Origin of the sequence: Novosphingobium sp., from assembly GCF_036820275.1 — a bacterium.
Lineage (GTDB): Bacteria > Pseudomonadota > Alphaproteobacteria > Sphingomonadales > Sphingomonadaceae > Novosphingobium.
In genome coordinates this window covers 15,555-36,559 of the sequence record NZ_DAISLT010000004.1, presented here as the reverse complement: position 1 = coordinate 36,559, position 21,005 = coordinate 15,555, and the positions used below count along the sequence as shown (strand labels likewise).

The window sequence follows — 21,005 nt, the reverse complement described above, 5'->3', positions numbered from 1 at the left end:
GTTCTCAAGATGAGCCGCGGCGCGATGATCCCGCTCGACTGCGGCCACAACGATCCCACCCGCGTCTACGTGAACGACCAGCTGGTGGCAGAAGGCAAGATCCTGGTGAACGGCGAAGTCATGTCGCTGGAGATCACCAAGGTCGTCGAGCGCGAGCGCTGAGAGCATGGATTTTCTCTCCCTGCTGCGCACGATCGGTGCTCTGGGCGTCGTGCTCGGCATGCTCGTCGGCGCGCTCTGGGTCGTGCGCCGCTACGACCTGAAGCTGCCGCAGAAGTGGCTGAACGGCCAGCTTTTCGCAGGCCTCGGCGCGGACCGCAGCGACCGGCGGCTCGAACTGATCGAGCGTCTTGCGATCGACCCGCGCCGTTCGGTCGTCCTCATCCGCCGCGACTACCGCGAGATCAGCCTGCTGATCTCGCCCGAAGGCGTCGTCATGCTCGATTCCGCGCCGTGCATCGGTCCGGTCACTCCGAAAGCTCCTTCCGATGCATAAGCGTTATGCCGTCGCCGCCGCACTCTGCGGGGCGGCAATTCTTGCCGTATTGCCTGATGTCGCGATGGCCCAGAAGGCCGCCGCCGGTGCCGGCCCGCTGGGTGAAGGCGCCATGTCGGGCCGGGTGATCCAGCTCGTCCTGCTGATGACGGTGCTGAGCCTCGCCCCCGGCATCCTGATGACGATCACCTCGTTCACCCGCATCATCGTCGCGCTGTCGCTGCTGCGCTCAGGCCTCGGCGTGCAGGGCGTGCCGCCGAACCCGGTGGTCATCAGCCTCGCGCTGTTCCTCTCGTTCTTCGTCATGGCGCCGACGTTCGACGCGGCCTGGAAGGACGGCATGGTTCCCTACAACCAGGGCCGCATCAACGAGACCCAGGCGCTGGAGCGCGCCAGCAAGCCGTTCCACACCTTCATGCTCAAGCAGGTCCGCGACGACGACGTGAAGCTGTTCGTCCGGCTCTCCGGCAAAGTCCCCGCCTCCCGCGCGGAACTGCCGATGACGACGCTGATGCCCGCTTTCATGATCTCCGAACTGCGCCGCGCCTTCGAGATCGGCTTCCTGCTGCTGCTGCCGTTCCTGGTGATCGACCTGGCCGTAGCCGCCGTGCTGATGGCCATGGGTATGATGATGTTACCGCCTGCAACGATCTCGCTGCCGATGAAGATCATCTTCTTCGTGCTGGTCGATGGCTGGGCGCTGATCGCCGGATCGCTGGTGAAGAGTTTCGGCGGGCCGGGGTAAAGCCAACTCCCCCAATCATTCGTCATTGCGAGGAGGCGAAGCCGACGCGGCAATCCAGAGTCGCGCAAGCCGCCCTGGATTGCTTCGCTACGCTCGCAATGACGAAAAGGAAAAGGGCGCGCCGGTCTATGACCGCCGCGCCCTTTCTTTATTCACGCACCGTAGCGCAGCGATCGGTCGTTCAGCCACGGCCCGAAGTCCGCGAAAGCGAGCGGCTCCAGAAACGACAGACCGTAGGCGCCCTCACCCACCCAGCGCACCGCCGCCTCGCACTCGCCCAGTCCGGGAACCAGGAGCCGGACGATGCTGTCGCGTACCAGGTGCACCTCTCCGACGAGACGCGCGCCGCCCTGCGAAAGGTCGATCAGGCGAACCTCGTGGCGCTGGTGCGCAGCCAGCAGTTCGGCGCAGCAATCGACGTCGAAACGCGGGCCGCGCGCAATGCCCTCGGGACCGATGCGGTTGGCGACATGGCTGAGCAGTTCGGCCACATGGATCGGCTCATCGAATTCCACGCCGATCCGGCCGTTCAGCGACCAGCGGACCCGGCCGCGCAGCACGTCCCCGGCCTTCAGGGTCACGGCGATCGCATCGTTCACCGCGAAGGCGCCGTGGACTTCGGCCATGAGGCCGTCATCGGAGATATTGCGGATGCGGCAGATCGTCTCGCCGGACAGGCTCGCCAGCTTGCCGATCAGCAGGATCGTGGTGACACGCGGCCCGCGCGGAATGCGCAGCTGCGGTTCCGCAAGGTTCGGCATGACGGACGATGTCAAAGGCATCGCGGCCCCTCCCTGTTCGATCAGACCGGCGAAGCCTGGGTGACGACCACCCGGCGCACGAGGTCCTTGCCGTAGACTTCCACGGCGGCGTCCATAACCACCCGGCGGAAAGCGTCGATCCCGGGGATCAGGCCATCCGGCCCGCTCGCCAGCGGCGTGCGATAGGTGCGCATGTTGACGGCGTTGAGCAGCAGCGGAAGCTGGTTCGTCACGTCCGCGGCCTGGCCCTTGGCGACTTCGACCTGGCACTCGAACGAGACATAGCCCGCAAGCCGCCCGTCCGGGAAGGTCAGCGGCGCGAGCATGGTGCCGGTCGGCACGAATTCGGTCTCGACCTTCACCGGGCCGAGGTCGGGCATCACCTGCGGCAGGAACTGCCGGGCCGCATAGGCGCCGCCGATGCCGACACCCGTGCCCACGATCAGCGCGGCAAGGCCGATCACGATGCGCTTTATCACGATAGTCTCCAGTTGGTGTCCATCACATCAGAACTTGAAGCTCGCATCGCGCGGGAGCGCGGAAGCTTCGGCCTTGACGACGATGGTGATGCGGCGGTTTTCGGGACGGTCCGGGCGGTCGGGATAGACCGGCTCGGTCCCTGCCTTGGCCACCACTTCGGAAAAGCGGTCGGCGGGCAGGCCCGAGGCGATCATCGCCGCGCGGGCAGAAAGCGCGCGCTGGGCCGAGAGATTCCAGTTGGCCTCGCTCTGGCCGCCGCTCGAATCGGTGTGCCCCTCGATCGCGACTTGCGCGCCGGTTCCGGACAGCTTGCGCGCAACCCGGCCGAGCAGGCCGCGGGCATAGTCGTTCAGTTCCGCCGTCGGTCCCTTGAACATCGAGCGATGGTTGCTGTCCATCAGATGGATGCGGAAGCCGTCGCGATCGGGCTGGACGTCGATATTGCGCTTGCCCTGGCTCGGGTCGACCGGCTGGTCGAGCGAGAGCTGCATTTCCTGCGCCATGACCCGCAGCGCCGCTTCCGGCACATCGGCGGTGCCGCCGCGCGCCGCGCCCTTGGTGCCGGCTTCAGCCGAAGGCTCGCCCACGGCCACGCTGTCGGCGGACTGGTTGCGGCGGCTGTGTCCGCCGAGGCCCGGCTGCGAGCCGGGCTTGGTGGTCAAAGTCGTGGCCGGGGAAGACCTGTCGGCATTGGGCGAGAAGTATTCCGCCAGCCCCTTCAACTGATCCTTGTCCGGATTGGCCAGGAGCCAGAGCAACATGAAGAAGGCCATCATCGCGGTCACGAAGTCGGCATAGGCCACCTTCCAGGCGCCGCCGTGATGGCCGCCATGCGCATGCTTCTTGACCTTGCGGATGACGATCGTGGGATGTTCGTCGTTACCCCGTGCCACGGTTCAGTCCTCAGTCCAGTGCGGCGCGAAGCCGGTCCTGCATGACGGTCAGGCGCACCTGGCCGATCGCCTCGCCGGGGCTCTGCCCGCCGGCCACGCGGTCGAGCAGCGCAGCGCTCTCGTCCACGTGCTGGGCGATCAGGTCGAAGGCCTGAAGCTGGTCGATATAGTCGAGGACGAAGCGCTCGTCGGTGACGAGCACACCGGCCAGTTGCTCCAGCAGCTCGCGGGCCACGCGCATCTCGCGGGCCAGGGCCTGCCAGAGCGGAGCCGCCGCACCTTCCGGGGTTCCCTCTGTTTCGATAGTCATGGCGTCACCCTGAATTTCTGGCCCCTGAATTTTCGGCCCCCGAATTTTGTTATGTGTTTCCGCCTGCCGTGCCATGGTCAGAACAGCTCCAGTTCGCCGGTCGGCTGAGCCACCGGCACAGGCTTTGGACGGACGACGGGCGGCAGCGGCTGGTCCTTCACCAGCGTCGCGCGCACCCGGCCCTCGTAGGGCATGAATTCCACCTTGCGCGCCTGCGTCCCGCCAAGGTCGCAGTGGTCGAGCGCTATGTTTTCCGTCTGCATGAACTTGCGCGCGAACTGCCCGTTCTTGGTGCCGATCCCGCCCAGTCCGGCGACGATGTTGGCACCGCCGTAGAGATGGCCGCGCAGCCGCGAACGCTGGGCGCCGCGCTGCATCAGGGCGTTGATCAGCAGTTCCATCGCATGGACGCCGTAGCGCTGCATGTCCGCCGGGTTCACCGGCGCGTCGGCGCCCGGCTCTCCCAGCAGGAAATGGTTCATGCCGCCCACCCGTGCGACCGGGTCCTGCAGGCAGGCCGCGACGCACGAGCCCAGCAGCGTCGAGATGACGACGCCGGGCTGGTGGACCACATGGTATTCACCCTGAACGATGGCGACGCGGCCCATGGCCTCAGACCAGCTCCCCGAAGACGCGCTCGATCTTTTCCTTGAGCGCGGCAGGCGCGAAAGGCTTCACGACATAGTTGTTCACGCCGAGGGCGGCGGCCTTCTGGACGATTTCCTTGTCGGCCGAACCGGTCAGCATGATGAACACGGTCTTGCCGATCACCGGGTCCTGACGCACCGCCTCCAGGAACTGGAGACCGTCCATGTCGGGCATGTTGTAGTCGGAGATGATGAGGTGCACGCGGTCGGCCTTGATCGCGGCAAGCGCCTCGACCGGGCCCGCCTTGTCGCGAATGTCCTTGAAACCCAGATCCTGTAGCGCGCGACGGATCATCGCGCGCATGGACGTCTGATCGTCGACCACCATTACTTTTATTGCAGACGCTGCCGGCATGAACCGCTCCATTTACCGCCGACACGCGCCGAGGATGGCCTCGGGCATGGCGGACAAACTGAATTCCTTTTCGACCGCGCCCGCCTCGAAGGCGGCGCGCGGCATTCCATAGACCACGCAGGTCTCGCGAGACTGGCCGAGCGTGCGGGCTCCGGCGTCGCGCATGGCCTTGAGGCCGATCGCGCCGTCCGAGCCCATCCCCGTGAGGATGACGCCCACGGCGCGCGAACCGAGCCGCGAAACCGAGCGGAACAGCACGTCCACCGAGGGACGGTGCCCGCTGACGGTATCGCCCGCGACCAGCTTGACCTGGCCGCTGGTGCCGCCGAGCAGCTCCATGTGCTGGCCGCCGCCGGGGGCGAGATAGACCGTGCCCCGGCGCAGATTCATGCCGTTCTGGGCTTCCACCACCTGCACCCGTGCGGCCTTGTCGAGCCGCGTGGCGAAGCTGCCGGTGAAGGCGGCGGGCATGTGCTGGACCACCATGACCGGCGGACAGTCCGGCGGCAGAGCGCCGATGATCGAGAACAGGGCTTCCACCCCGCCGGTCGAGGCGCCGACCGCGATGACGACGTCGCGCAAGCTCCCCTGCGCGGCATTGACCGGCGTCGGCGGGCTGGCGGTGCGGCGCACCGAGGAGCGCGCCGCGGCCTTGACGATCTTGCGCAGCAGTGCACCGTCCTGCGCGATCTCCAGCGGGTTGCCGGAGGGCTTGGCGATGCAGTCCACGGCGCCGAGACGCATGGCCTCGATGGTCGCCTCGGTCCCGCGCGCGGTCAGTGTCGAGCACATAACCACCGGCATGGGCCTGAGGCGCATGATTCGTTCGAGGAAGGACAGACCGTCCATCCCCGGCATTTCGATATCGAGCGTGACCACGTCGGGATTGAGCGACTTGATCATCTCGCGCGCGGCGTGCGGCTCGGGCGCCATGCCGACGACTTCGATCGCCGGGTCATGGCTGAGCAGCTTGTTCAGCAGCGCGCGCATCGCCGCGCTGTCGTCGACGATGAGGACGCGGGTCTTCTCGGGCGCCGGGTTCATGCCGAAGCTCCGTCGTTGCGCGCGTAGATCGTCTGGCCGACCGGCTTCATCAGCCGCGCGGCGGGGCCGATCAGGCGTTCGGAATGGCCGATGTAGAGCGTGCCGCCGGGCGCCAGCATCTCGACGAAGCGCGCCTCCAGCTCGGCCTTGGCGGTGTCGTCGAAATAGATCATCACGTTGCGGCAGAAGATCACGTCGTACTTGCGCCGCATCGGCCAGGGCTCGAACAGGTTGAGCACCCGCGCCGCGACCAGTTCGCGCAGCGGATCGACGATGACATGATCGCCGTTCGTCTCAGCCCGCATCCAGCGCCTGCGGTAGCTTTCCGGGATCGGCTCCACCGTCGCGGCCGAATAGCGCGCGTCGCGCACCGCCTGGACGACCGGCGGCGAGATGTCGGTGGCGAGCAGGCGCACGTCGCCCTGCTGCAGCCAGGCCGCGCTCGTCGGACCGTCGCCTGCCAGGCACATGGCGATCGAGTAGACTTCCTCGCCGCTCGAACAGCCCGCCGACCAGATGCGCACCTTCTCGCCCTTGCGCGCGCGGTCCTGCAACTTGGGCAGGACGTCGCGGCGCAAGTGGTCGAAGTGGTGGTTCTCGCGGAAGAAATGCGTGTGGTTGGTGGTCAGGGCGACCACCATCGCGTGGCGTTCCTCGGCATCGCGCTGGACCAGCGCAACGTAGTCCACGAAGCTGGACAGCCCATGCTCGCGCAGGCGACGGCTCAGCCGCGAGTGGACGAGCGTCATCTTGGCCTCGACCAGATGGATGCGCGCCTCTCGCTGCATGATCGCGGCGATGTCGCGGAACTGGGCGGAGCGCAGTTCGGCCGTGGCCCCCAGCGCTCCGCTCGTTCCTTCAGAGGAAGCCAGTACGCTCATTACGCGAAGTCCGGCACCTGGCGGGTGAGGCTCAGCGCGTCGAGGTCGAGCAGCAGGCACATGGCCTCGGCATTGGCGGCGTCATGGGTGCGGCGCTCGATCTTGACGAGACCGGCGATGGCGCCCTGCTCGTTGATCTCGACATCCGGCGCGGGCTGGATTTCGCTGCCCTGGATCACGACGATGTCCTGCACTTCGTCCACCAGGAAGCCGGCATGACGGCCGCCGATGGTGACGACGAGGATGCACGAGCGCGAATGCAGCTCGCTCGGCGCCCAGCCGAGACGCTCGGACAGGCCGACGACGGGAACGACCGAACCGCGCAGGTTGGTCACGCCCTTCACGTAAGGCGGCACGCTCGGCAGCGGCGTGGGTTCTTCCCACTCGCGGATCTCGATCAGCGAGCGCATGTCGATGCCGAACAGGCGGCTGCCCAGCGTGAAGGTGACGATCTTGCGTTCGTCGAGTTCGGTGTCTTCGGTGCTCATGCTGCCATTCCTTTCAGCGCATACTTGGACGAGCCGCCGGTCGCGACCAGGGCATCGATGTCGAGGATCAGCGCGATCGAGCCGTCGCCGAGGATGGTGGCGCCGCCGAGGCCGCGGATCGGGTGGAGGTTGTCCTCCAGGCTCTTGATCACGACTTCGCGGCGGTTATCGATCGTGTCGACCATCAGGCCGACGTGGCCCGCGGTCTCGCTCTCGACGATGATGACGAGCGAGTCCTCGGGCGCCCGCTGCGAGCGCATGCCGAACATCTCTCCGACGCGGCGCACCGAAAGGTACTGCCCGCGCAGTTCGATCACTTCGGACGTCGGCGAAGTCTCCTTCACCTGGCCCGGTTCGGGCTGCACGGTCTCGATCACGTTGGCGAGCGGCAGCACGAAGCGCTGGTCTCCCAGGCGCACGATCATGCCGTCGAGGATCGCCAGCGTCAGCGGCAGCGCCATCGTGAAGGTCGTGCCTTCGCCGGGGATCGAATTGATTTCCAGACGGCCGCCCAGCGCCTCGACGTTGGAGCGGACCACGTCCATGCCGACGCCGCGGCCGGAAATGTTCGAGATCGTCTCCGCGGTCGAGAAGCCCGGCGCGCAGATCAGGCCGTCGATCTCCTCGTCGGAAATCGCAGCATCGGCGGAGATGATGCCGCGCTCGATAGCCTTGGCGCGCACGCGTTCGCGGTTGATGCCGCGGCCGTCGTCGCGCACGCGCACGATGATGCGCGCGCCCTTCTGCTCGGCGGAGAGATGGATCGTGCCCTCGGCGGGCTTGCCGGCGGCGATGCGCTCTTCCGCGCTCTCGATGCCGTGGTCCACCGCATTGCGGATCATGTGGGTCAGCGGGTCGCCGATCTTCTCGATCACGCCCTTGTCCACTTCGGTCATCTCGCCGATGGTTTCGAGGATCACCTTCTTGCCGGTCTCGGCCGAAAGATCGCGCAGCATGCGGGGCACGCGCGAGAACGCCTGCTTGATCGGCTGCGCGCGCAGCGACATCACGTTGTCCTGGATCTGGCGCGTCAGGCGCGACAGTTCGGGAAGCTCGACGCGCTCCTGGTCGGCGGGCGAAAGCCGGTCGGACAGGATCGACCCCCGGATCACCAGTTCACCGACGAGGTTCAGCAGCTGATCGAGCTTGGACAGGTCGACGCGGATGGTCTGCGCCACTTCGACGCTGGCCTGTCGCGCTTCAGCCTTCGGCTTTTCGGGTGCAGCGGCAGCCGCCGCAGCGGGAGCGGCAACGACAGGTGCCGGTTCGACGGGCACGAGCGTCAGCAGCTCTTCGGGAGCCGGCAGCGGTTCGAACACGCCGAAACCGTCGAAGTCATCGATTGCAGGCACTGCGGGCGCTTCCGGCACGATCGCGACGATCACTTCCTCGCGATCGATCTCGATCAGCGAATCCGGCGCCACGAAGTCGAAGCAGTCGCGGATGTCCTGCTCGCCCACGGTGCCGGGCACGCGCAGGGTCCAGACGAAATAGCTGTCCTCGGGGTCGAGGTCGCGCAGGCCCGGAAGCGAGTCCATGTCGACGCCGGTCACGACCGCGCCCATGTCCTCCAGTTCGCGGATCACAAGCATCGGCTCGCCGCCGTTGCCCAGCGCGCCGCGCGACGGACCGAAACGAACGGTCCACCCGGCAGGCTCGGCCGGTTCGGCCGGAGCGAAGTCCTCAAGGTCGACCGCCACCGGCTCGAAGCCGAAGGGATCGAAGTCCTCGACCACGGCAGCGACCGGCGTGAAGCCGAATTCGTCCGCTTCCGCGACAGGTTCGGGAGCAGCCGCCGGAGCGGCCGCAGCCGCGCCCTTGCTTTCCAGCACCGCGTCGAGCTGCGCCAGCATCGTCGCGTCGGCGGGCGGCTCGGTGCCGCCCTGGGCCGCCGCGACATGGTCGGACAGGATGTCGAAAGCGCCCAGCAGGGTCTTGGTGACATCGGCGCTGGCCGGGATGCGGCCGCCGCGCACTTCGTCGAGCACGTTCTCGAAGCGGTGCGAGAAGGCCAGCAACGCGGCATGGCCGAACGCACCGGAACCGCCCTTGATCGAGTGGACCGCGCGGAACACGCCGGCGATCGTCTCGGAGGAAGCGTCGCCTTCAGCCATGGCCGAAAGACCGGCTTCGGCCACGGCAAGACCCTCGGTGCACTCTTCGAAGAAGATGCCCTGGATTTCGTCGAGTTCGTCGCTCACGGGCAGACGCGGCGGACGGCCGCTCCCAGCTTGGCGGCTTCGAAGGGCTTGGTGATCCAGCCGGTCGCGCCGGCTTCACGGGCGCGGGTCTTCTTCTCGTCCGAGAATTCGGTCGACAGCACCAGGATCGGCGTGCCGCGGAATTCGGGCACCGCGCGCACCGCCTCGATCAGTTCGAAGCCGTCCATCTTGGGCATGTTGATGTCGGTGATGAGCAGATCCGGCTTCACTTCGTGCATGCGCTCCAGGCCGTGCACGCCGTCATCGGCGGCTTCGACGCGGAAGCCCTGCGCGGCCAGCGAGGCCTTCAGCAACATCCGCATCGAGGCGGAGTCGTCGACGGTCAGGATGAGTTTGCTCACGACGGGAATTCCTCTTCAGAAAGGCCGACGGCTTCCGCCAGCCCGCAGGCCTGCACGCGCTCGACGAAGGCGGTGCTGGGATTGACGATTTCGTACTCGTGGTCGGCCTCGCGCGCTTCGGTGCGGGCGGCGACGAGCAGTTGCAGCACGGCCTGGCCGACCGTCTCGACCTGGCTGGCGTCGATCTGCATCGCCCCGTCGAAGTCGCAGGCCAGGACCATGCGAACGCGCAGGTCTTCCGCGGTCACGGTCGTGCCATGGATCGGCAGGTGCAGCGAACGGTCTTCGGGAAGGGCGGTTTCCGGCGCCATCTCTTCGGGCTGCACGGGTTCAGGCGGGTTTGGCATTGAGCTGATCCTTCACTTCGTCGAGCGCGGTCTCGAGCTGCGTGAACGAGGGGGCATAGGGCGACGGCGTCATGCGGCGCGCCAGTTCGATGGCCACTTCGGTCGGCTGCCCCTGCGCGTGACCGACGATCGCGGTCTTGACGATGAGGTAGGGCTTGAAGTCGGAGTCGATGATCTGCTGCAGCTTCTGCGCGATCGGGCCGACCAGGCAGTAGGCCAGCAGCACGCCCAGGAACGTACCGACCAGAGCACCGCCGATCATCGCGCCGAGGATCTCGGTGGGCTGATCGATCGAGCTCATGGTCTTGATCACGCCGAGAACGGCGGCGACGATGCCCAGTGCGGGCAGGCCGTCGGCCATCATCTGGAGCGCGAGCTGCGGCGCCATTTCCTCGGCATGGTGGCGCTCGATATCGCCTTCCATGGCCTCGGCCAGCTGGTGCGGGTCCTCGAAGTTCACGGTCATCATCCGCAAGTAGTCGCAGGTGAATTCGACCAGACCCTGGTCTTCCAGCAGGCGCGGGTAGCGCGTGAAGATGGGGCTTTCCTCGGGGGCGTCGAGATGCTTCTCGATCGAGTTCGCGCCTTCCTTGCGGAAAGTGGCGAGCAGGGTGAAGAGCAGCGCCAGCAGGTCGCGAAAATCGACCTCGGTCCAGCGACCGCCCTTGAAGACGCGCTGAATCCCGCCCCAGGTCTTCTTGACCGTGGTCATCGAGTTGCCGAGGATGAACGCCCCTACCGCGGCGCCGGCGATCGCCAGCATTTCGTGTGGGAGGGCATGGGCGATGACCATTATGTTACCGCCCGACATCAGGAAGCTGCCGAAGACGCACAGCAGGATGACGACAAGGCCGATGGCGTTGAGCATGAAGAAGATCCGCGATTGATGGCCGCAAAAGGTTAGCGGGCCGAAGCCCTGCGTTAGTTATAGGATGCTTGGGGCGGAGCCGGTGCCGGACGATGGATTTTCCGTGACGGTCTTCTGTCGGTCATCGCAAAGCGCGACCCCCGCGACCGCTCCGGCTGTTTCCATCCTATAAGAGAGGCGGACGTCCTTGCTGGAGCCATCATGTCACTCAATGCCTATCAACGCGTGCAACAGATCGCCGCGACTCCCCGCCGGAACGAATATCGGCTGATGAGCCAGATCACCGGCGAAATGATCGCCGCGCGCGATGCCGGTCTGCGCGGCGCCCAGCTGGCGCCGGCCCTCCATCGCAACCGCCTGGCCTGGTCCACGTTTTCCTCGATGTGCGCAACGCAGGGCAATCAGTTGCCTGACGACTTGCGTGCCAGGATCATTTCGATCGGAATGTGGGTGGATAAGTACACGTCCGAGGTCATTACCGGACATGATACGATCGACGACTTGATAGTCGTAAATCGCGCGATTATCGAAGGACTTGCCAACGAGAATGCAAGCAGCAACTAAGGGAAATCCCTTAGAGTGCGGCAAAAGCTTTTTTATAAAGTATTATCAGACGTTTATCATCGTTCGCGGAAAATGCGCGGATCGCTGTCCGGCACGTCTATTTACAAACATGGACAAAGGTCTAATGGCCCCGTCGCCTTGAAGCTATAAAAGCTAGGCGCAAGAAGCGGGTCGGAATGCAGGAACTGAATCCACCGCCGCAGCGCTTGGGCGGGCCGCTTCCCGGCAGGGTTGACCCGGCCGTTCCAGCCCTCGTCGCCGCGGCGTGCCTTGTCTGCGCTATCGTTCTGTGCGGATGGTTTCTGGACATGCCCCGGCTTGCCGGCGGCGGCAGTTCCCTATTGCTGATGCAGCCGCTCACCGCCCTTTGCTGCGCCGCCATCGGCGCGGGCGTGTTGCTGGCCGGATCGCCGGGCTGGCCGACCTACCGCGCCGCACGCTGGATGCTTGCACTGCCGCTGCTGATCGGCCTCTGCGGCCTCGTCGAACAGGTTTCCGGCCGTTCGCTCGGGATCGACCTGCTGCTGTGGCCACGCGCCATCCTTGACCTGCCACGATCGGACACCGCTCGCCCCAGCGTCTTTCCGGCTGTCGGGATCGTGCTACTGTCCATCGCCGTATTCGCGGTAGGCTCGGGCCGCCGCCTGCTCCGTCGCCTTACCGTTCCCTGCGCCTGCGTGGCCTTCGCGACTGCGGCCATATCCGGGACGCTCGCCCCGCTTGGGATCAGCACGCCCGCACCGCAGAGACACCATGCGCTGATGTCCGTGCCCTCGGCCCTTGCCATCTGCCTCCTTGCGCTGGCCATCATCGCGCTGCGGCGGCAATATGCCTGGCCCCGCAAGGCGGAATCCGGCTTCGGATCCGGCACGATCCAGACCTGCCTCACGGTCTGCGTAGCTGTGCCGGTCGTGTCCGCGATCGCGCACTTCAAGGCTGTCCATTCGGGCATCGCCTCTCCTGAGATGATCGAGATCGTCCAGACGGCAGCGCAAGTCGCGCTGTCCTGCGGGCTTATCGCCTGGGCCTGGATGCGTATTGCAAGAGAGAGCAGCGCCCGCCGCGCGGTTGATGTCGCGCTGGACGCCGCCCCGGTCTCGATCACCGACGCTCAAGGCCATATCCTGCGCTGGACGGCCGGCTGCGAGCGGCTCTACGGCTGGTCCGCGCAGCAGGCGTACGGCCGCCTCCAGCAAACGCTGGTCGGCACGCCGGCGCTGCCCGAAGACGGGATCAAGGCCCTCCTGGACGGCCGCCGACGCGAATGCGAAGTGACGACCCGCCACCGGGACGGAACCGAGATGCGCGTGCTCCACAGCTGCCAGGCGGTCCAGCCCCGCCCCGACATCGCCCCGATGGTGGTCCATTCGATGACCGACATCACCGCGCGCAAGCAGGCCGAGAAGGCCCTGCTTGCCAGCGATGCCCGCCTCTCGCTGGCGATCGACCTGCACGAACTGGGCATCTTCGAATGGTCGTCCGCGTCCGACCGGTTCGTGTTCCACGGCCATGCCGAACGCCTGTTCCGCGTCCAACCCGGCAGCTTCCAGGGCGGCATCAAGGACTGGTTCCAGCACTTGCGCGACACCTTCGGGACCACGTTCGAAGTGCCCGAGGCACCGAATACATGGCATCCCGAAAGCCAGACGTTCCGGCTGATCCCTCTCCAGTCCGCGACGCGATCCGTCGTCGAGGGCACCGCCCATATCCACCGCGTCCCCGGCACCGACGACGTCTCGGTCATCGGCATCGTCATGGACGCGACCCAGCGCGAGCAGCATGCGGAACTGCTGAAGTCCCGCGATTCCGAGCTTCGCTCGATCCTGGAAACCGTTCCCGAGGCGATGATCACCATCGACCAGCGCTGCCACATCCGCTCGTTCTCGGCCACGGCGGAGACATTGTTCGGCTACCGCGCAGAGGAAGTGCTGGGCAAGGACGTGCGGATGCTTCTGCCACGATACGTCCGCCCCTCCCCGGACCCGAAGTCATCCGGCAGCGGCCCCTCGACCGATACCCATATCACCGCCGGTCTCGACCGCAACGGCAACGAACTGCCGGTGGAAATCGCCATCGGTGCCGCGAACATTGGAAACGAGCGGATCGCCATCGCCTTCGTGCGCAACATGCGCGAGCAGCTGGCCACCCAGGCGCGCATGGCCGAGCTGCGCGAACAGTTCCTTCACGCCTCCCGCGTCAGCGCCATGGGCGAGATGGGCGCCGGTCTCGCGCACGAGCTCAATCAGCCGCTGACCGCCACCGCCAATCTTCTCGGCGCCATGGATCTCGTGATGGCGCGGGAAAACGGATCCGAACAACTGCGCCGCATGCTCGATCTCGCCCGGCAGGAAGTCCTCCGCGCCGGGGCGATCATCCGCCGTATGCGCGCGTTTGTTTCCAAGGGCGAACTCGAGATCCGGGCCGAGCCGCTGGACGACGTGATCGCCGAAACCCTGCAACTGGCCCGCTCGCGCAGCCGCGCTCCCGGCGTACGGCTGCATTATTGTCCGGGGATCGCATCACCTTCGGTCCTTGCCGATCGCATTCAAATACAGCAGGTGTTGGTTAACATCCTCAACAACGCCTTCGACGCACTCGGGGGCCTCAACGACAGGCAGCCGGAAATCACCATCTCGACCCGCCAGACGAATGACGATCACGTCACGGTCCGCGTGCTCGACAACGGTCCGGGGCTGCCCGATGCGATTCTCGGCAAACACTTCGAGGCCTTTACCTCGACCAAGCCCAATGGCATGGGGCTCGGCCTATCGATCAGCCGTCGTATCGTAGAAGCGCATGGCGGGCGCTTTTCGATGCACAATCCTTCCGAAGGAGGCGCTGCAATCGAGTTCACACTTCCCGCTTACACCGACCTGGAGCAGAAGGCCGGATGACTTCCCGACGCATCTACATTGTCGACGACGACCTGGCCGTTCGCACTTCGCTCGAATATCTGCTGGCGATGATCGGAGACAGCAGGATCACCTGCTTCGATTCCGGCGACACCTTCCTGGAAGCGGCCTCGCTGCTGGAACCCGGCTGCCTGCTGCTGGACCTGCACATGCCGGGTACTTCGGGCCTCCAGGTCCTGAGTACGGTAGGCGGGCGGCCGACGCGCTTCGTGCCGATCGTGCTTACCGGAGAAGGCGACGTTTCCGTGGCGGTCCAGGCCATGAAGCTGGGCGCGGTCGATTTCATCGAGAAGCCCTGCGACCATCACAAGCTGATGAGCGCGGTGGAATCAGCCTTCCTGCAACAGGCCGTCTCGACGGCGGAGGAGCGCCGCAAGGAGAAGGCCGTCTCGCTGCTCGAACAGCTCTCCCCGCGCGAACTGGATGTGCTCAAGGGGCTGATCGACGGTCAATCGAACAAGATCATCGCCCATGCGCTCGACATCAGCCCGCGCACGGTGGAAATCTATCGCGCCAAGCTGATGGAAAAGCTCCAGGTCCGCAGCCTGTCCGAAGTGCTGCGCATCGCCTTCGCGGCGGGACTGGTGCCGATGGACTGACCCGCCCGGCTGGGAAGCAGCCAGGCGGGCAGGACCTGATCTAGAAGTCGAAGTACAGGTCGATGTAGCCGTACTTCGTGTCGCCGGTCTGCGGCGCGTTGGGTGCGTCCTTGAGGAAGTGCCCCTTGGCCAGGTAGGCCACGCCGGTATCCACGCGCAGCACTTCGGGAATGAGCATGCGGCGGTAGCGCGCCTCGAACTGGTTCCCGGCGAAGCTGCCGCTGCGGCCGGAAGCATCCCGCACGCCGGTGCTGGAGAAACTGTCGGTCTTCGAATCCAGCCAGAGCGTCCGGTACATCACCATCACGTCGGACTTCCCGTTCGGCTTGACCTCCAGCCGTGCGCCGCCCGAAATGGTGTTGAAGCGACCGATCGCGCCGTACAGTCCGGTCGGTCCGAAATCGAAGCGACGGGCACCGAACAGGGTGTCGAACCGGTTATAGGTTCCGGCCTTGGCGCGGTCGCCGCTGGCCATGTCGAAGTCCAGCGAGAGGCGCGGTTGCCAGCCTCCGGTAAAGGTACGTCCCGCTTCGGCGTGAATCAGGTAGGCCGACACGTCGAGGTCGGTCCTGTCCGACGGCGCCGTGGTGGCTCGCGTGCGCCCGAACTGGTAGGCCCCTTCGACGTCGTAATCCAGACGGCCGGCCTTCGGAGCACGAAACGCCCGCAGCCCCGGCGTGAAGATGTGGCGATTGCGGGTCGGCCGGTCCGCACTGTCGCGCTCGGCAAGACCATAGCCGTAGAGTTCCAGCGAGCCGCCGAAGACACGGGCCTTGGTGAGCGAGGCACCGAAGAACTGGAGATCGCTGGTCTCGGTATCCCAGCGAACGGAATTGTCGTGGATACCCTCGATATCGTCGGGCAGGCGGATATGCGGCATCGCCCAGAGCAGGGTCAGCTGGTCGCCCGCCCGGCTCTTCCACTGGGCATTGACGCCGGTGAAGGCATTGGTCGAATTGCGGAAAGCCTGCCGCGCGACGAGGCGGCGCGAGCCGAGGTTCATCGTGAAGCGCCCCGCCGTCAGCCGCGCTTTCGTGCCCCCGGACAGGGGAATATCCACGCCGACATAGGCCTGGACCATTTCGAGGGCATCGACTTCGCCGGTCCCGGCGGAGGAATTCGACTTCTCCCCATAGGCTCGGGCGTCCCAGAGTTCGCCGCCGACCCGCCAGGGGCCGCCGTCATATTCCACCTGCAGGGTCGTCTTCAGCGAGAACATCGCGTCGTCCTCTGCGACCCGCGGCCGGAACTGTCCATCGATCCCCTCGACGCGGCTGCGAACTTCGCCTTTGATCGTAAGCCCTTCCGGCGTGCCCAGCGCCGTTTCGAGCATACCCGCCGCATGCGCCTCGCCGCCGTGCCCGGCCACCAGCAGGCTGCCGCCAAGCATACCCATGAGCGTCCGGATCCGCGCGGATCGTATATAGAAAATCCGGCCCTGACGGACCGGATCGACGAGGCTGGAATGCATCGAAATCTCCCTTGGTTGCGGCTCATTATAGGAGAGCATCGGAGCCGCTAACCGTCCGGGAGAGAGTTATATCATCAGGGCCGTCGAATTTTTATCACCCTTTCGAAGGAACCCGGAAAAGAGGCCGAGCAGGTTTCCCGCACCTGCCCGGTCGCTGCCGCAAATCCCTCAATGCGCCGCGACCGGCGCCAGCATCGCCTCGCGGTACTCCGCCATCATCGTGAAGCGCGGATCGGCTCCGGCAAGGTCGCTCATGGTCTTGGCGGCACGCTTGGCGATCTGCCGGACGCGTTCCTTGGCAACGCTGCTCTCATCGTCGGCCACTTCGAGCGCGGCGATCTCGAAGAGGCGCCCTTCCACGACCTTGCGGTTGTGTTCGAGGCGTTCTTCCAGTTCGGCCAGTTCGACCGGATCGAGCGCGGCCTTGCCGCTACGCCAGACCGAACGGCGGGCACCGGCCTCGGCGCGCGGCGCCTTCTTCGGCTGGGCCTTGCGGCGGATACGCTCGACGCCGATGTTGCGCAGATGCTCGACATAGCTGTCGGTAAGCGAGGCCATGGCCTGCCGCGCGAGATAGTCCGACGCTGCGGATTCCGTGCGTTCCAGGGCATCCTCGTCCTCGATCGAGGCGACGATCGACTGACCTTCCCCGTCCTCGCCGACGCCGATGGCATCGAGCGACACGGTGACTGCCTCGACCTTCTTGGCGGAAGGACGCTGGTCGGTCATGAGGCGGAAGCGCAGGCTCTGAAGCTCGCCGCGGATCTGCCAGTTCACGAAAGTGGTGAACTGCGCCTTCTCCGGATCGTAGGCCTGGATCGCGCGGTGAACGGCGATCGCGCAGACCTGCTCGGCATCGTCCCAATGCGCGACGAGGCCGTACTGGCGAATGAAGTGACGGATACGCGGCGCGATCAGCTTGATGATCTGCGCGAAGGCGCGATCCACGATCGCACGCTGGCGTGCCGACTGTGCCTGGCCCTCGGCCGGCATGTTCGCGCTGACGGTTGCTACCGCCGATTCCAGAGCGATGGTGATCTTCGACATGATAACCCCTGGTCAGAGTGGAGCCGCAGGGCGCCCATCGCCGCTGCTCCGCTTCAACGAGATCCGTTGTCTCGCGAATATCTGAATGGAAGGTTAATCCTATAAGTCAGTTTCCTATATTTCCTATGATAAATTTCGTTTTGTCGGAAAATAGGGGCATTTCGCCCGGCTTCTATCCGGTGAAACGATCCGGCCGGATGTTCCGACCGACATAATCGAGCAGCCAGGAACGGTGTGCGGCAACCGCACTTCCCGCCATCTCGATGCGGCGATTCGCACTCGCGGAGCCGACCTGGGCATTGAGCAGCGTGCGCGCGCGCTCGGGCGAGAGTCCGCCCTTCAGGAAACGTACCGCATCGCCGAGCCCGAGATGGTGTCCGAGATAGGCCGCCTGGGCCTGTTCGACGACGCCACCGCCGATGCGCACGCCCGATCCGCGCAGGGAATCGAGATTGGTCCGCGCATAGTCGGCAATCGTCTCGATCGAGGCCTGCGGGTCATAGCGGAGTGCCAGCAGCGCGCCGCGGCTCTCGCCGCGTACATGGCCGCGCGCATTGAGCCAGCCATTGGCCTGCGCGAAAGCGTGGAGCCAGGTGCCCTCACGCTCCGCCTGACCTTCCCAGGTCTTGTTGAGGAACTGGCCGATCCCGGCTGCACTGGAGCGCGGATTGCGCGAATAGGGCAGCCAGCGCCCGTCCGAACCCTTGGCGGCCTCGGCGTTGACGATCGTGGCGAGCGCCGCCGCCGGAATGCCGGTGCGCGATGCCGCCGATCCGAGAATGCCCGCATAGCGCGCATTGGGACCGCCCTGCATCGACAGCGCTCCTGCCGAACCGTCACGCGGATTTTCACCGCTGCCCTCGTTGCCCTGCTGCCGGGCAAAACGCTCCCAGACGCCTTCCTGCGACGTGCAGGACGGGTTCGCCGGCTGTCTCGGGAAAGGCTGCTCAGGTGCGACGGGTTGGCCGGAGGCCGCTTTCGTCCGTTCGTCCAGCAGCGCCAGCAGGCCGTCGAGACCCAAGGGGTCGGAACGCTTGTCGACCAGCCCCCCGGCCTGCTTCTCATCCTCGCCGCCCAGCGCCGCGCGCCAGAGACGACCAGAGAGTTCGCTGCGGGCCTGGGTATAGATCAGCTGCGCCTTCTGCGCCGGGGTCAGCCCCTGGAGGCTCCCCGCCTGAGCAGCGAGGCCCTGAGCACCGAGGCCCTGCGCACTCATGCCCTCGATCATCACGAATCCTCACGGCGCATCGTGCGCCGCGCCTTGATGAAGGACATGGCCGCGAAATCGTCGATCCCCGCCTGCTCGGCATTGGCGATCACGCGCTCGGCGTCCTGCCGATAGCCGTCGGCCGCCGTCTCGATGGCGCGGAACGTGCCGTAGGCATCGACCGCCATGTCGCGCAGTTCGTCGAGCCGCGCCTTCAGCAAGACCTGACGGGCGGTCAACTGGTGCCGCTCGTGCCGCATGCGTTGAAGATAGGCGTGGGAGCAGACCGCAAAGTCGCCCGCCGCGAGATCGGCCTCGCGGGTGATCGATTTGGAAACCCGGTCGCGCGCCTTTTCGACTTCGCCCAGAACGCCGGAATGCGTGCTGATCGCGGCGCTCATCTCGTCGATCTCGCGCTGCTGCACGCGCAGCGCGGCGTCATACGGCGTCTTCATCCGGGACCTCCATCAGTGCCGCCAGCGCCGCGAAACTTTCCTCGGCGTAGCCGCGATCCTGCTTGCCCTGCTTGAGCAGTTCCTCGATCCGCGGCGCAAGCGCCACCGCGCGGTCGACTTCGGCGCTCGAACCGGCGCGATAGGCACCGAGACGGACCATTTCCTCCATGTCCTTGTACGTCGCCATCTCGCGCCGCGCCGCGAGGCGGACGTGGTTTTCCGCCTCGCCCAGACAGTGTGGCAGGGTGCGCGAGACCGACTTGAGCACGTCGATCGCCGGATAACGGCCGCGCTCGGCGATCTGGCGGGTGATGACGATATGCCCGTCGAGAATGCCGCGCACGGCGTCCGCCACTGGCTCGTTGTGATCGTCGCCATCGACGAGAACCGTGAACAGCCCGGTGATCGCGCCCTGTCCGGGAAGCCCCGGCCCGGCGCGTTCCAGCAGGCGCGGCAGTTCCGCGAAGACGGTGGGCGTATAGCCCTTGGTCGCGGGCGGCTCGCCGCTGGCGAGACCGATCTCGCGCTGCGCCATGGCGAAGCGGGTGACCGAGTCCATCAGGCAGAGCACGTTGAGGCCCTGGTCGCGGAAGTGCTCGGCGACGGTGAGCGTGGTCCAGGCGGCCTGGCGGCGCATCAGCGCAGGCTCGTCCGACGTGGCGACGACGACGACGCTGCGGGCGAGGCCCTCATCGCCGAGATCGTCCTGGACGAACTCCTGAACTTCGCGGCCACGCTCGCCGATCAGGCCGATCACCGCGACGTCGCATTCGGTCCAGCGCGCCAGCATCGACAGCAGCACCGACTTGCCGACACCCGATCCCGCGAAGAGGCCGAGACGCTGGCCGCGGCACAGCGGCGCGAACAGATCGAGCGCGCGAACGCCGGTGGAAAGCCGAGACCCCACGCGCGCCCGCGCCGAAGCGGGCGGCGGCGAGGCCTTGATCTTGCGCAGCATCGCGCCCTGTTCGAGCGGTCCCTTGCCGTCGACCGGACGACCGAGCCCATCGACCATGCGGCCGAGCCAGCCGCTCGAAGGCCGCAAGGCGAACTGGCTGGCGGAAAGATTTGCGCGCGATCCCGAGGCGATGCCCTGCGGCTCGCTGAACGGCATGCAATGGGCGATGCCCCGGTCCAGCCCGGTCACTTCCGCCTCGACCTGGCCGGTCGGCGAATTGAGCGTGACGCGCGAGCCGATCTGGGCCGCACCGGAAAGCCCTTCGACCTCGATCAGCGCACCGCGCACGGCCACGACCCGGCCATAGCGCTGGTCTGGCGTGAGCAGGCGAAGACCTGCGGCAGCGGCGGCGAGACTGGCCATGACGCGCCTTTCCCGATCAGGCAGCCGGCGCGGTTTCGGCGGCGGCTTCCAAGGCCTGAACGGGCATTGCAACCGACTGTTCGAGACGCGAAAGCGCATCGGACTCGTAACCGATCAGCCAGCGGCAATCGGCCAGGGCGTGATAGAACTGGCCGGTCGCGACTTTCTGCGCAAAGCGGATGCAGACCGCCTTGGCTTCCGCCGTTTCCAGCGCCGTCATCAGGAGTTCCAGCCGCGCGAGCAGCACCTGCTGGTGCCGCGCGAGGTCGGCTGGATCGATATAGGCCATCATGCAGGCGAAGTAGAGCTGGCGCGCCGGAGAAGTCGCTTCCTCCGGCTTCATTACGTCGCGTCCGCGCAGGATGGTGGCCTCATTCTCGACCACCAGATCGGTGCGGCCGACAGCGCGCAGGACCGCGCCGTTCACGATCACCGGTTCCCCATTGCGAAGCGAAATGCGAAGAGTCATGTCAAATTTGCCCCCGTGACATCTGCTTCATTTATAGGATGACAGAGTCAAGCGCGGACTGCGCGGCCAGAAATTTTATGTC

25 protein-coding genes are annotated in these 21,005 nt (G+C 66.1%); 6 read left to right on the top strand and 19 right to left on the bottom strand.

The features are described from left to right. The 3 genes from V7066_RS04295 to fliP form a co-directional block, all read left to right on the top strand. The coding region (locus V7066_RS04295; RefSeq protein WP_334182218.1) for a FliM/FliN family flagellar motor switch protein at nucleotides 1-162 on the top strand (162 nt) is incomplete at its 5' end. Between the two features lie 4 nt (nucleotides 163-166). Then, nucleotides 167-496: a flagellar biosynthetic protein FliO gene (locus tag V7066_RS04290; protein ID WP_334182011.1), complete on the top strand. Its 330-nt coding sequence runs from the start codon at nucleotides 167-169 to the stop codon at nucleotides 494-496. Continuing rightward, nucleotides 489-1,241, top strand: coding sequence for a flagellar type III secretion system pore protein FliP (gene fliP, locus V7066_RS04285; RefSeq protein WP_334182010.1), 753 nt, complete (start codon nucleotides 489-491; stop codon nucleotides 1,239-1,241). The genes V7066_RS04290 and fliP overlap by 8 nt, the downstream gene beginning before the upstream one ends. Before the next feature lie 152 nt (nucleotides 1,242-1,393). Here the strand turns inward: fliP and V7066_RS04280 are convergent, their stop codons facing one another. From V7066_RS04280 to motA, 13 genes are all read right to left on the bottom strand, one after another. Further along, entirely contained in the window at nucleotides 1,394-2,023 is a 630-nt protein-coding gene (locus V7066_RS04280; RefSeq protein WP_334182009.1) for a PilZ domain-containing protein, read from the bottom strand. 20 nt (nucleotides 2,024-2,043) lie between these two features. Continuing rightward, complete coding sequence (locus V7066_RS04275) at nucleotides 2,044-2,481, bottom strand: hypothetical protein (RefSeq protein ID WP_334182008.1); 438 nt, start codon at nucleotides 2,479-2,481, stop codon at nucleotides 2,044-2,046. 27 nt (nucleotides 2,482-2,508) lie between these two features. Beyond that, nucleotides 2,509-3,375, bottom strand: coding sequence for a flagellar motor protein MotB (locus V7066_RS04270; protein ID WP_334182007.1), 867 nt, complete (start codon nucleotides 3,373-3,375; stop codon nucleotides 2,509-2,511). Between the two features lie 10 nt (nucleotides 3,376-3,385). Then, complete coding sequence (locus V7066_RS04265) at nucleotides 3,386-3,685, bottom strand: hypothetical protein (RefSeq protein WP_334182006.1); 300 nt, start codon at nucleotides 3,683-3,685, stop codon at nucleotides 3,386-3,388. Between the two features lie 77 nt (nucleotides 3,686-3,762). Further along, complete coding sequence (locus V7066_RS04260) at nucleotides 3,763-4,293, bottom strand: chemotaxis protein CheD (protein WP_334182005.1); 531 nt, start codon at nucleotides 4,291-4,293, stop codon at nucleotides 3,763-3,765. A gap of 4 nt (nucleotides 4,294-4,297) precedes the next feature. Next, the gene (locus V7066_RS04255; RefSeq protein ID WP_201282419.1) at nucleotides 4,298-4,687 is read right to left on the bottom strand and encodes a response regulator; all 390 of its coding nucleotides are present in this window, start codon (nucleotides 4,685-4,687) and stop codon (nucleotides 4,298-4,300) included. A 12-nt stretch (nucleotides 4,688-4,699) separates the two neighbouring features. Beyond that, nucleotides 4,700-5,731, bottom strand: coding sequence for a protein-glutamate methylesterase/protein-glutamine glutaminase (locus V7066_RS04250; protein WP_334182004.1), 1,032 nt, complete (start codon nucleotides 5,729-5,731; stop codon nucleotides 4,700-4,702). Further along, on the bottom strand, nucleotides 5,728-6,612 hold the full coding sequence (locus V7066_RS04245) for a CheR family methyltransferase (protein WP_334182003.1): 885 nt from the start codon (nucleotides 6,610-6,612) through the stop codon (nucleotides 5,728-5,730). The genes V7066_RS04250 and V7066_RS04245 overlap by 4 nt, the downstream gene beginning before the upstream one ends. Then, entirely contained in the window at nucleotides 6,612-7,100 is a 489-nt protein-coding gene (locus V7066_RS04240; protein WP_334182002.1) for a chemotaxis protein CheW, read from the bottom strand. Before V7066_RS04240 ends, V7066_RS04245 begins: the two co-directional genes overlap by 1 nt. Further along, a complete protein-coding gene (locus V7066_RS04235; RefSeq protein WP_334182001.1) occupies nucleotides 7,097-9,301 on the bottom strand; it encodes a chemotaxis protein CheA in 2,205 nt (734 codons plus the stop codon). Before V7066_RS04235 ends, V7066_RS04240 begins: the two co-directional genes overlap by 4 nt. After that, nucleotides 9,298-9,663, bottom strand: a complete 366-nt coding sequence (locus V7066_RS04230; RefSeq protein WP_334182000.1) for a response regulator — start codon at nucleotides 9,661-9,663, stop codon at nucleotides 9,298-9,300. Before V7066_RS04230 ends, V7066_RS04235 begins: the two co-directional genes overlap by 4 nt. Next, entirely contained in the window at nucleotides 9,660-10,010 is a 351-nt protein-coding gene (locus tag V7066_RS04225) for an STAS domain-containing protein (RefSeq protein ID WP_334181999.1), read from the bottom strand. The genes V7066_RS04230 and V7066_RS04225 overlap by 4 nt, the downstream gene beginning before the upstream one ends. Beyond that, complete coding sequence (gene motA, locus V7066_RS04220; protein ID WP_334181998.1) at nucleotides 9,994-10,878, bottom strand: flagellar motor stator protein MotA; 885 nt, start codon at nucleotides 10,876-10,878, stop codon at nucleotides 9,994-9,996. The genes V7066_RS04225 and motA overlap by 17 nt, the downstream gene beginning before the upstream one ends. A 201-nt stretch (nucleotides 10,879-11,079) precedes the next feature. Between motA and flaF the strand changes: the two genes are divergently transcribed. From flaF to V7066_RS04205, 3 genes are all read left to right on the top strand, one after another. After that, nucleotides 11,080-11,442, top strand: a complete 363-nt coding sequence (flaF, locus tag V7066_RS04215; protein WP_334181997.1) for a flagellar biosynthesis regulator FlaF — start codon at nucleotides 11,080-11,082, stop codon at nucleotides 11,440-11,442. Between the two features lie 308 nt (nucleotides 11,443-11,750). After that, complete coding sequence (locus V7066_RS04210) at nucleotides 11,751-14,336, top strand: PAS domain S-box protein (protein ID WP_334181996.1); 2,586 nt, start codon at nucleotides 11,751-11,753, stop codon at nucleotides 14,334-14,336. Then, entirely contained in the window at nucleotides 14,333-14,953 is a 621-nt protein-coding gene (locus V7066_RS04205) for a response regulator transcription factor (RefSeq protein ID WP_147219587.1), read from the top strand. Before V7066_RS04210 ends, V7066_RS04205 begins: the two co-directional genes overlap by 4 nt. Nucleotides 14,954-14,993: 40 nt before the next feature. On the opposite strand, the gene V7066_RS04200 is transcribed toward V7066_RS04205, so the two are convergent. From V7066_RS04200 to V7066_RS04175, 6 genes are all read right to left on the bottom strand, one after another. After that, on the bottom strand, nucleotides 14,994-16,424 hold the full coding sequence (locus V7066_RS04200; protein ID WP_334181995.1) for an alginate export family protein: 1,431 nt from the start codon (nucleotides 16,422-16,424) through the stop codon (nucleotides 14,994-14,996). 168 nt (nucleotides 16,425-16,592) lie between these two features. After that, nucleotides 16,593-17,471, bottom strand: coding sequence for a sigma-70 family RNA polymerase sigma factor (locus V7066_RS04195; protein ID WP_334181994.1), 879 nt, complete (start codon nucleotides 17,469-17,471; stop codon nucleotides 16,593-16,595). 172 nt (nucleotides 17,472-17,643) lie between these two features. Next, nucleotides 17,644-18,699, bottom strand: a complete 1,056-nt coding sequence (locus V7066_RS04190; protein WP_334181993.1) for a peptidoglycan-binding protein — start codon at nucleotides 18,697-18,699, stop codon at nucleotides 17,644-17,646. Beyond that, nucleotides 18,699-19,133: a hypothetical protein gene (locus tag V7066_RS04185; RefSeq protein WP_334181992.1), complete on the bottom strand. Its 435-nt coding sequence runs from the start codon at nucleotides 19,131-19,133 to the stop codon at nucleotides 18,699-18,701. Before V7066_RS04185 ends, V7066_RS04190 begins: the two co-directional genes overlap by 1 nt. Beyond that, complete coding sequence (gene fliI / locus V7066_RS04180; protein WP_334181991.1) at nucleotides 19,117-20,454, bottom strand: flagellar protein export ATPase FliI; 1,338 nt, start codon at nucleotides 20,452-20,454, stop codon at nucleotides 19,117-19,119. Before fliI ends, V7066_RS04185 begins: the two co-directional genes overlap by 17 nt. A gap of 16 nt (nucleotides 20,455-20,470) precedes the next feature. Next, a complete protein-coding gene (locus V7066_RS04175; RefSeq protein ID WP_334181990.1) occupies nucleotides 20,471-20,923 on the bottom strand; it encodes a flagellar biosynthesis repressor FlbT in 453 nt (150 codons plus the stop codon). Between the last annotated feature and the right edge of the window lie 82 nt (nucleotides 20,924-21,005).